Here is a 9,936-nt window from a genome sequence, read left to right as displayed (position 1 = left end):
TTCGTCGCCTCGGAGCGGATGCGACCGGCGCGATTGTGACTTTGACGGGGTGGGCGATGGCAAGAATCCTGGGGGCGATTGTGGGCCTTGGCGCTCTCGTGGCGGCCAGCATCGGCCTGGCGGCGCCGCATCCGCACGGCCCGACCATCGGTCCAGCAAAGGCAGCGGTTGTCGCGCCCGATACGATTGAACTCGACGGCGCGAAGGTCAGGCTGTTGGGGGTGAGCCTGGCGCTCTCGGAACGACCGTGCCCTGACTACGGGTCAGCCGCGACCTGCGCCGCCGGCGCAGTCTGGGAGCTTGAGCACATCATCCTGGACCACGACGTCACGTGCCGGTTGGTTGGCGGGGCCGATGAGCGCCCCCGAGCGGGCGTCTGCGAGGTCCGCTACGACGCCTGCTACGGGGTCAGTTGCAAACCGTACTGGAGAGATCTCTCCGAGGAACTCATCGAGGCCGGAGTGGTCATCCAAAATCGCGACGAAAGCGCGGGACGCTACGATGCGACGGAAGAAGCGGCCCGGCGTGGCGCCACAGGTCTGTGGCGCCAAATCCCGCCGTCTAGGGAGTAAGGCTGCTGGGGGCGCCTCGCAGGCCACATCCCGCCACTCGCCAGACTTCAGCGAACCCGGCGGCATCGATCCCGTCGTCTATTTCGACGGCGACGGGTCCAGCCTCGGGCCTGAGGTAGATGAACCGAAGAGGCATCCCGCGGCGCTGCGCATCCACCAGCCCACAGAGCGCCCTGTCATTGCCCCCGAAGCTGAGGGACGGGGCGTAGAGTTCACGGTTATAGGGCTCGGCGGCCAAGGCTCGGCGCACTTCGGACACCAGAGCTGCCGGAACAGGCTGCGCATTGGACAGCCTCGCCGCCGAGGCCCCGAGATGGGAAAACCCAGCCATCGCCGTCGCCGCAATCAACACCCGCAGATTTCGTACCATCAGCAAGCCCCATCGGCGGCCGCAAAGACCATAGGAGCCGCCCAGGCGGCGGTCGACCCAGCAAACGCAGGCTCGTGACTCTCATATCCCTTGTCGCGCAACATCCCCGACTTGCAAGCCAGGGCCGCCATTATAGTTTGAGGCGCGCTGCCTTGCTCACCAATGAGCCGAAGAATGAAACCAGACACAATGCTGGACGTGGGCGGCCTCACTCTCGAAGAGGAGCTGGCCTACGTTCGGCTGTGTGGGGCGAGAGGGCCGGAACGCCGCCAGCGGAGGAATTGGGCGCTGACTCTGCTCATGATCACCGGCGCTCTATTGTGCTGTTTCGCGGCGGTCGGAGCTGTGCGAGACGCGTCTGGGCTAAGCGCGGGAGCCGCGGTGCTGGCTGGCCTCGCGGCCGTCATTCTCAATCGTGGAATCAGGCCGAACGCGGCGCCCCCGCTCGAAATCGCCGACCTGGACATGGCGGCCCAGCTCGATGCTGCGCTCACTGACTTCCTCGACGGCGCGCGCGTGGGCGCCAGCCAGATCACGGCTCTGCGCCAGGGCGGAACACTGCTTGCCGCCGCTCTTGGTGCGTTGGTGTTTGAAGTGTTGCGCTGAGCCGCGTCACCCAGGCGACTTCTCCGCGGGTCAATAAGTCGGGTATCGGATAGACGGGCGGTCAGGGTTGGTGGTGTGGTGTCGCTTCCCCCAGGGATATCCTCAGTGCCCGCCTACATCTTCTATCCCTATCTCGCCGGTGGTTCCGGCCTGACGTTCGAAGCCGTCGAGCTTACGGATGACGCGGCGGCCCTGACCAAGGGGCTGCAGATCCTGGCCGAGCACGGCAGCGCCGCCGAGGTCGAGATCTGGCGCGACGATGAGTTGATCCATCGCGAACGGCGGGACGCCGGCGGCGGGCCGCTGGCGACTTGAGCCCAGGCCTCAGGCCGCGACCTTCAGCAGGCGGTCGAAGCGGATCTTGCCGAGGCCGTAGCATTCGCAGGCCTCCCGTTCGAGCCCGGTCCGGTCGAGGATGGTGATGGCCCCGCGCCGGTAGTCGATCAGGCCTTCGCGCTTGAAGGCGCTGGCCACCAGGGTGACGGTGGTGCGCTGCACGCCGAGCATGATCGCCAGATACTCCTGGGTCAGGGGCACGACGGGGCCTGACACCCGGTCCTGGGTCATCAGCAGCCATCGCGCCAGACGTTGGCCGGCCTCATGCAGGGCGTTGCAGGCCACTGACTGCTGGGCCTGGCTGATATTGGCCTCGATGTGCCGCAGCAGCAGGTGGAGGAGCGGCGCGCTCTGGAACGCCCGGTCGCGCAGTTGGGCGGCCGGGAGACGGATGGCGCCGCCTGCGACCTGGGCGAAGACGCGGCTGGAGCTGGGCTCGCCGCTCAACGCCGAGGGCAGGCCGCTGACGCTCTCAAACCCGATGGTGGCGCTTTCCACGCTGCGTCCGTCCCGGGTGGGGGTGACCACCGAGACCACGGCGCTGGAGGGGAAGAAGATCGCCTCGATGGGCTGATCGACCTCGTGCAGCACCTCGCCCGCGGACAGGGCGGTTTCGGTCAGAAAGGGGCCAAGCACGGCCATGTCTTCGGGCTCTAAGGCGGACAGAAGATAGTTTCTAAAATTCACTGAGGTCCAGACCAATCGGTCAACTAAAAACATCGCAACCGGTCGAGTGTGTCACAGATGCTGCAGCGCGTGATCATATAATTGTTCGACCGTATTTACGGAATGTATTTCGAAAAACAGAATAAGACGAAGTGGGGGGTAATAAGTATTTTCGAATACGGACTATGTGCTTTTCAATACATGAAATGATAGATTTCAAACTTTGGGTCTAGGCGCCTGTCTTTTGGGCCCCCTCGAAGTCACGCGAGGCCGGTCGATCAATCTGTGAAGGAACGTGGTCCCTGTGGGGGATGGCCTGGCCGCTGGGGTACGTCACACAGCAAACCGCCCCAGACGATGCTGGGGCGGCGCGATCTCATCAGTCGTGTGAAGGGCAGGCGCGCCGCGCGCGGGAAAGCGCGCGCGGCGGCCGGATCAGTTGGCTTGGGCCGGGGCCAGCTCAGCCATCAGTTCTTTCTTCCGGGCGGCCATGCGCTCGCCCATTTCGTCGAGGTCTTCGTCGCCCTTCTTGGCTTGCGAGAACATCCCGCCGGGCTCTTCCTCTTCCTTGACGTGGTGCTTGATGTATTCGCCCAGCACCTTGACCTTGGCGTCGTAGAACTGGTCGGACGGCTTCATCGCCTCGATCTCGGCGATCAGCTTCTTGGCGCTGTCGTGTTCGACATAGGCCTCATCCATGAGGTCATCTTCCACCTCGCCGCGCTCCTCCGGATAGAAGATTTCCTCCTCGATCTGGGTGTGCACCTTGAGCGCCAGGGCGATCTTGTTGAACAGGGCCAGCTTCTCGGCGTCCTTTTCCAGCTGCTCGTACTCGTCGAACATGGCGTCCACCTCGCGGTGGTCCTTCTTGAGCAGGCTGATGGCCAGCGGATCGCGGCGGTTGGTGCGGCGCGTGCGGCGCGGCGCGGTCTTCTTGGAATCGGTCTTCTTGGCCGTGTCGGCCTTCGCGGCAGTCGCCATAACGTCCCTCGTTCATCTGAATTTGCGGGCGCTGTCGCCCTGAGTCGGAAAACAACCTGGCGCTGACGGAGTTCCGGCGGATATCCGACAGACGGTCACGAATTGCAGCGCTTGCGAACCGGTCGCGAAAACGCCCGCGGCGCACGAGGCGCGCGGGCGTTCCTGTCCGTGTGGCGGCTTCAACGGGCGTTGTTGGCGCCCTGGCTGTTGCCGGGTTCGATGGCGCCGGTCTCGACGCCGGTTCCGAGGCCCGTGCCGGTCTTGGACTGCTCACCGCCGTTGGTGTTGGTGGTCTCGTCCTGACGCTGTTGCTGGCTCGGGGCCGGCTGTTGCGGGGTTGCGCTCTGGTCCTGCGGGGTGCGGTTCTCGGCCATGGGATGCTCCTGTGTGTGGCGTACAGCCTATCAACAGGGAGACCGGGCCAGGTGTTCCGACGGTGGCGCTAGGCCTCGCGGCGCACCGGCAGTTCGGCGAGGGGCGCTTCGTAGGCGAAGTAGCGCCAGGTGCCGACCAGGGCCTGGGTGCGGTCGTGGATCAGGACGCGGGCGTCACGGCCGGCGGCGGCCAGGCGCTCGGCCAGGGCCTTGGCCTTCTCCTCGGCCTTGGCGCCGGAGAGGAACATCAAGGGCGTGTCATCGAAGGGGGAGTGCACCCTCCAGCCGCCCTCAACCGGGACGACCAAGATGCTGTGATCAGTCTGCGGTGTCTGGGTCATGACCTTCTCCTCCTAAGCGCACTATACCCGAAATGGTGGCGCGCTAGTCCGCCACCGCACCTGGTCACGCAGCTTTGAGCGGCCGCCCGATCCGGCGGATCTCAACGGTCAGGACGCTCAAGGCGTTCCTGCCATCAGGCTTCCATCAGCCCTGGGGGGAGCGCCACGGGCCCGTGATCGCCAGGGTGATACCCGGCCAGTAGATGTTCACGAAGAGGGTCGAGCCGTCGGGCGAGAAACAGGCGCCGGCCAGTTCTGCGTTCTCGCGGAAGACGTTGCGGGCGATCGTATAGACCTTGCCCTCCGGGGTGACGCCGCGGATGTGGTTGCGCTTGGTGTTGGAGTAGCGATCCTCGCAGACGATCAGGTGACCCCATGGCGCCACGGTCAGGTTGTCGCCGTAGTCGAAGACCTTCTCGTCGGACGACTCCAGAAACAGCTGCAGCCGGCCGGGCGTATCGCGCTCGCCGGCTTGGCCTTCGCTGGCGCTGGGAACGTAGCGCATGATCTGGCCATGTTTGGCCGGGCCCCCGCTGGTGCAGGTGAAATACATCTCGCCCGCGCCGAAGTGGATGCCCTCGCCCCGGGCGAAGGTCGCCGCGCCGGCCTTGGCGCCGCGCAGGCGCAGGTCGTCATCCGGGCTTTCCACGCCGTCGAGGTCGATCCAGACGACCTGCTTCCAGTCGCCCTGGCTCCAGATGACCTGACCCTGGTTGGCGGTGCTCACGCCGCCGGGGGCGTCGCGGAACCCAAGCGCCTGCAGCTTGCCGCCCATGTGGAGCTCACCGCGGGCGTTCGGGAGGAAGCGGTAGAACAGGCCCGGGCCGGCGAAGCTGTCCTCGGTCATGTAGACGACGCCGGTGCGGGGGTCGACGCAGGCGGCCTCGTGCTGGAACCGTCCCATGGCCTTGAGCGGCACGGCCTGGACCAGGCCCTTGGACCTGGCCGGCACCTCGAACACCCAGCCATGGTCCTTGGAGAGGTTTCCGCCGGCCTTCTGGGTGTTCTCCTCGCAGCTCAGCCACGATCCCCACGGGGTCACGCCGCCGGCGCAGTTCACGGCGGTTCCGGTCAGGCTGAGGTGTTGGCTGATCAGTTTCTGCCGGGCGACATCGTAGATGAGCGTGGTGGTTCCGCCGGGCAAGGCGTGGCCGTCGGCCCCGACATCGTAGGCCCGCGACAGGTCGACCCGCGGGGCCAGGCGCCGCGCCAGGCCGGCCGGGCCGTAGTTGAGGTCGTTGCTCTTGAGTTCGTGATTGCGGACCAGCGCCACCCGCGAGCCGCCGAGCGGAATACAGCCCATGCCGTCGGCCTTGTAAGGAACCTCCAGGCCGTCGCTCATCGTCTCGCCGAACCGCGACACCACCCGGTAAGCGAACCCGGCGGGCAGGTCGAGAATGCCGTAGGGGTCGGCGACCAGCGGGCCATAACCCGCGACCTCGTTGGCGTAGGTCTCGGTCGCGGCGCCCGTCTGAGCGCTTGCGTGCCGCGCACAGCCGAGGAACGCCAGTCCCGCTGCGGCGGTGGAAAGGACGGTGCGACGCGAGGTCATCATTCGCGAGCCTGTATCAACGGAAATGGAGGGCGCCTAGGGCGAGCCATCCGAGATTCACCGCGGCGCGGCGACACACCTTCCCCGGATCGGCCAACGGTTCAGGCCGGCAGGTTCTGGATTTGGATCGCCGTGAAGGCGTTGACCTGGGCCGGGCTCATGGCCGCCACCAGGGTCGTGGAGAGCTGGCGCACCTGGGTCACGGTGAGCCTGGGGATCTGGGTCGCCTCGAAGGCGGCGACCTGGGTGGTGGTCAGGGCGCCGATCAGGGTGGTGCTGAGGGCGGCGATCTGGGCGCCGGGCAGGGCCGCGATCTGGGTCGCGGTGAAGGCCTCGAACTGGGGCGGCTCAAGGGCCGAGAGCTGGCTGGCGGTCAGGCCGGCGATCTGGGTCGCCGCCAGGGTTCCAAACTGGGTGGCCGAGAGGCCGAAGAGATTGGTGGTGGTCAGGGCACCCACCTGGCCGGCCGTCAGCCTCACGAGCTGGGTGGCGGTCAGTTCGCCGAAGTCGGTGGCGCTGAGGCTACGGATATTGGCTGCGCTGACGCCCTGGATCTGGGTGGCTGACAGGCCGGCGACCTGGGTCTGCGTCAGGGCTGAGAAGTTGGTGGCGGTCAGGCCCGCGATCTGGGTGGCCGCCAGGGCGCCAAGCCGCGTCTCGTCCAGCGAGGCCAGGGTGGCCGGGCCGATGGCGTTGATCTGGACGCTGGTCATGGCGCCGAGCTGGGTGAGGTCGAACTCGCCGATGTCGGTGGCCGAGAGACCCCCGATCTGGGTGGCGGTCAGGGCCCGCACCTGGCTGGTGGTGAGGCCGGTGATCTGGGTGGCGTCGAGGGACGAGAGATTGGTCGAGGACAGGCCGGCCAATTGGGCGGGGGCCAGGTCGTCGATCTGGGTCGGGCTGAAGCGGCTAAAGTCGGTGGCCGACAGGCCTCCCAGGGCCGCGGCGCTGATGCCGCGGAGCTGGGTGGTGGAGAGCCAGCCGATCTGGGTGTCGTTGAGCGCCGCGACCCCGGAGGCCGACAGGCCGCCGAGCTGCAGGGCGCTGAGCCCCTCGAACTGGGTGTTGAACAGGGCCGGCAGGGCGCTGGCCGAGAGCGAGCCGAACTGGCCGGGGGTGAAGCCCTGGATCTGGGTGGCGGTGAACTCGCGCACATCGGTGGCGGTCAGCGCGCGGACCTGGAAGGCGGTGAGCCCCTGGAGCTGGGTGTTGCTGAGCTGCTGGATCACCGTGGCGTTCAGTGCGCCGATATTGGTGGCCGACAGGGCGCCGATCTGGGCGGCGGTGAGGCTGACGATCTGGGTCGGGGTGAAGCGGGCGAAGTCGGCCGCCTCCAGGCCGCCGAGCTGACTGGCGGTCAGGCCCCTGATCCGGGCCGGATCCAGGGCCGCGAACTGGGTGGCCGAGAGCGAGGTTAGGTTGGTGACGGAAAGGCCGCCGACCTGGCTGGCGGTGAGGGCGGCGATCTGGGTGGTGGCGAGCTCGGCGAAGTCGGTCGTCGAGAGGCTGGCCATCTGGGTGGCGGTGAAGCCCGCCGTCTGGGTGGTGGCCAGGCCCTGGATCTCGGTCTCGTCCAGGCTGGCCAGGTTGGTGCTCGAGAGCGCGCCGAGCTGAGCGGCGGTGAGGGCGCCGATCTGGCCCGAGGTGAACTTGTCGAAGTCGGCGGCTTCCAGGCTGCGCACCTGGGTGGCGGTGAGGCCCTTGACCTGGGTGGTGGTCAGGGCCGCGACCTGGGTGGCGTCGAAGGCGGCGAGAGCCGTGTTGCTGAGGCCGGAGATCTGGGTCGACGACAGGGCCGCGATGACGCCGGGCGCCAGGGCTGAGAGATTGGTGGCGGCGATGGCGCCGACCTGGCTGGCCGATAGCGCGCCCACCTGGGTGGCGGTCAGCTTGCCGAGAGTCGTGGCGTCCAGGTCCCGCAGCTGCAGGGTGTTGAGGCCCTTCACCTGGGTGGTGGAAAGGGAGGCCATCTCGGTGGCGTCGAACTGGGCCAGGTGGGTGGTGGCCATCACCCCGATCTGGGTGGCGGTGAAGCCCCCCAGCTGGGTCAGGTTGAACTCGTCGATGTCGGCGGCGCTGAGGCCCTTGATTTGGCTGGTGGTGAGACCCTTCACCTGGGTGGCCGACAGGGCGCCGATCTGGGTGGCGGTGAGGCCCGAGAGGTTGGTGGCCGAGAGGCCGGCGAGCTGGGTCCCGGCCAGGGCGGCCAGGCGCGTGGTGTCCAGGGCGCCGAGCTGGCTGGAGCTGAGGCCGCCCAGCTGGCTGGCGTTCAGGGCGGTGAGCTGGGCGGTGTCGAACACCACCGCGCTGGAGAAGTGGGCGATCTGGGTCGCCTTCAGGCCCTTGACCTGGCTGGCCGACAGGGCCCCGACCTGGGTCACCGAGAGGGTCCCGATCCCGGTCACGCTGAGCGCGCCCATCTGGGTCGAGGTGAGCTGCTGCATCTTCGTGGTCGAGAGCGGCTGCAAGACCGTCGCCGAGAGGGCGGAGATCTGCGCAACCGAGAGGTACGAGATCGGCATGACGCCGAGCTTAGGCGTTCACGCTTAAGCGATGATCAACCGCCGGGCGATTTCTCGCGCAGAACAGCCAGTCCAGGTGGTGAGCTCTTCCTCCCCCGGTGAACGGGGGAGGAAGGAACAGGCCTCAACTCACCAGGTCGCGCACCATTGTCTTGCGGGCGATCCAGAAGATGGCGGCGCTGATCAGGGTGAACAGCGAGGTCAGGACCATGGACCAGCGCAGGCCCTCGGCCGCGCCAAGACCTCCCAGGGTCGCCAGGGCGTCGCTGAGCAGGCCGACGAACAGGGGGCCGAACCCCAGACCGATCAGGTTCAGCACCAGCAGCAGCAGGGCCGCCGCCGTGGCCCGGGTGTGGGCGGGCACCACGCTCTGAGCGGTGGCGAACACCGGGCCGTACCAGAGGGAGCCGAGGATGCTGGGGATGATGGTCAGCCAGAGCGCCGTCATCGGATTTTCGACGGTGTAGATGAAGTAGTAGGAGGGCAGGGCCAGGACCGCGGCCAGGGCCGGGACCACGGCGTAGCCGCGGGCGTCCCGGCGCGCGGCGATGTCGGCGAACCAGCCCCCCAGCAGGGTGCCGACGATACCGGCCGCGCCGCCGATGAGACCCAGGGCCAGGCCCAGGAAGCCGGCGGACTTCAGACCATAGGGCGCGGCCAGCAGGGCCAGCTCATCCCCGTGCAGGCGCATGAAGAAGGCGGCGTTGAAGGCGCCCTGGCCATAGCCCACGAAGGCCATCAGCCCGGCGGCCACCGCCATCAGCCAGAAGGTGGGCTTGCCCCCCAGCACCTTGAAGGCGACCGACAGCGGCGGTGCGGCCTCGGCCTGGCTGGTGGCGAGCGCCGACATGTATTTGCGGGGCTCCTTGAGGCAGAAGCCGGCCACCAGGGCCAGGGCGAGGCCCGGCGCGCCGGCCACATAGAAGGCCACGCGCCAGCCATAGGCGTCGGCGATCAGACCGCCCATCACCAGGCCCAGCAGGGTGCCGATGGGGATGCCCAGGGAATAGGTGGCCAGCGCCGAGGCGCGCTTCTCCTTGGGGGTGTAGTCGGCGATCAGGGAATGGGCGCAGGGGTTGCAGCCGGCCTCGCCGAAGCCGACCCCCATGCGGGCGATCAGCATCTGCGGGAAGGTCTGGGCCCGGCCGCTCAACACGGTGAAGCCGCTCCACAGCGCCATGGAGGCCGCGATGATCCAGGGCCGCGAGAACCGCTCTGCCAGGCGGGCGATGGGAATGCCCAGGGTCGTATAGAAGAGCGCGAAAGCCAGGCCCGTCAGCATGCCCAGTTGCCAGTCGGCGAGGCCAAGGTCCTTCTTGATGGGCTCGGCCAGGATCGAGACTACCTGCCGGTCGAGGAACGACAGGATGTAGGCGCCCAGCAGAATGGTCAGGGCGAAGGCGCGGTAGCGGGCGTTGAAGGGGGAGGCCTCCTCCGCGGCGGGCACGGCGGGCGTGGCGGCGTCGACCATGGTCTTGGGCTCCCTGACTCTTTTATCGTTGGTGTCAGGTTGGCTCAGTTGAGGGCCGTGCGCCACCGCCGCTTGACCTGTCGGCCCTGGACGCCTCGAAGTGACGCACCCCTTGGACGTCCGGCGCGTTCCGCCTGCCGGGCCA

10 protein-coding genes are annotated in these 9,936 nt (G+C 67.6%); 3 read left to right on the top strand and 7 right to left on the bottom strand.

Going from position 1 to position 9,936, the window contains the following annotated elements; genetic code table 11:
* Positions 1–98: 98 nt before the first annotated feature.
* From Q8N10_RS08015 to Q8N10_RS08005, 3 genes are all read left to right on the top strand, one after another.
* Positions 99–572: a thermonuclease family protein gene (locus Q8N10_RS08015; RefSeq protein WP_304782291.1), complete on the top strand. Its 474-nt coding sequence runs from the start codon at positions 99–101 to the stop codon at positions 570–572.
* Positions 573–1,323: 751 nt separating this feature from the next.
* Positions 1,324–1,548 (top strand): hypothetical protein, encoded by a 225-nt coding sequence (locus tag Q8N10_RS08010; RefSeq protein ID WP_304782294.1) that lies wholly within the window; start codon positions 1,324–1,326, stop codon positions 1,546–1,548.
* A gap of 105 nt (positions 1,549–1,653) precedes the next feature.
* Positions 1,654–1,863: a hypothetical protein gene (locus Q8N10_RS08005; protein ID WP_304782297.1), complete on the top strand. Its 210-nt coding sequence runs from the start codon at positions 1,654–1,656 to the stop codon at positions 1,861–1,863.
* 9 nt (positions 1,864–1,872) lie between these two features.
* Here the strand turns inward: Q8N10_RS08005 and Q8N10_RS08000 are convergent, their stop codons facing one another.
* From Q8N10_RS08000 to Q8N10_RS07970, 7 genes are all read right to left on the bottom strand, one after another.
* A complete protein-coding gene (locus Q8N10_RS08000) occupies positions 1,873–2,526 on the bottom strand; it encodes a Crp/Fnr family transcriptional regulator (RefSeq protein ID WP_304782300.1) in 654 nt (217 codons plus the stop codon).
* 459 nt (positions 2,527–2,985) lie between these two features.
* Positions 2,986–3,531: a hemerythrin domain-containing protein gene (locus tag Q8N10_RS07995; RefSeq protein WP_304782304.1), complete on the bottom strand. Its 546-nt coding sequence runs from the start codon at positions 3,529–3,531 to the stop codon at positions 2,986–2,988.
* Between the two features lie 179 nt (positions 3,532–3,710).
* The gene (locus tag Q8N10_RS07990; RefSeq protein WP_304782307.1) at positions 3,711–3,905 is read right to left on the bottom strand and encodes a hypothetical protein; all 195 of its coding nucleotides are present in this window, start codon (positions 3,903–3,905) and stop codon (positions 3,711–3,713) included.
* A 68-nt stretch (positions 3,906–3,973) separates the two neighbouring features.
* Positions 3,974–4,246, bottom strand: a complete 273-nt coding sequence (locus Q8N10_RS07985) for a hypothetical protein (protein WP_304782310.1) — start codon at positions 4,244–4,246, stop codon at positions 3,974–3,976.
* A 145-nt stretch (positions 4,247–4,391) separates the two neighbouring features.
* The gene (locus tag Q8N10_RS07980) at positions 4,392–5,801 is read right to left on the bottom strand and encodes an alkaline phosphatase PhoX (protein WP_304782313.1); all 1,410 of its coding nucleotides are present in this window, start codon (positions 5,799–5,801) and stop codon (positions 4,392–4,394) included.
* Between the two features lie 98 nt (positions 5,802–5,899).
* Complete coding sequence (locus Q8N10_RS07975) at positions 5,900–8,320, bottom strand: hypothetical protein (RefSeq protein WP_304782315.1); 2,421 nt, start codon at positions 8,318–8,320, stop codon at positions 5,900–5,902.
* Between the two features lie 124 nt (positions 8,321–8,444).
* Positions 8,445–9,791, bottom strand: a complete 1,347-nt coding sequence (locus Q8N10_RS07970) for an MFS transporter (protein ID WP_304782318.1) — start codon at positions 9,789–9,791, stop codon at positions 8,445–8,447.
* Positions 9,792–9,936: the final 145 nt, after the last annotated feature.

The organism is Phenylobacterium sp., from assembly GCF_030693625.1.
Classification (GTDB): domain Bacteria; phylum Pseudomonadota; class Alphaproteobacteria; order Caulobacterales; family Caulobacteraceae; genus Phenylobacterium; species Phenylobacterium ferrooxidans.
This window is presented reverse-complemented; position numbering and strand designations above follow the sequence as displayed.

Coding starts and splice junctions, on each gene's coding strand:
- Q8N10_RS08000 (WP_304782300.1), bottom strand. CDS start 2,526: ATGGCCGTGCTTGGCCCCTTTCTGACCGAAACCGCCCTGTCCGCGGGC.
- Q8N10_RS07995 (WP_304782304.1), bottom strand. CDS start 3,531: ATGGCGACTGCCGCGAAGGCCGACACGGCCAAGAAGACCGATTCCAAG.
- Q8N10_RS07990 (WP_304782307.1), bottom strand. CDS start 3,905: ATGGCCGAGAACCGCACCCCGCAGGACCAGAGCGCAACCCCGCAACAG.
- Q8N10_RS07985 (WP_304782310.1), bottom strand. CDS start 4,246: ATGACCCAGACACCGCAGACTGATCACAGCATCTTGGTCGTCCCGGTT.
- Q8N10_RS07980 (WP_304782313.1), bottom strand. CDS start 5,801: ATGATGACCTCGCGTCGCACCGTCCTTTCCACCGCCGCAGCGGGACTG.
- Q8N10_RS07975 (WP_304782315.1), bottom strand. CDS start 8,320: ATGCCGATCTCGTACCTCTCGGTTGCGCAGATCTCCGCCCTCTCGGCG.
- Q8N10_RS07970 (WP_304782318.1), bottom strand. CDS start 9,791: ATGGTCGACGCCGCCACGCCCGCCGTGCCCGCCGCGGAGGAGGCCTCC.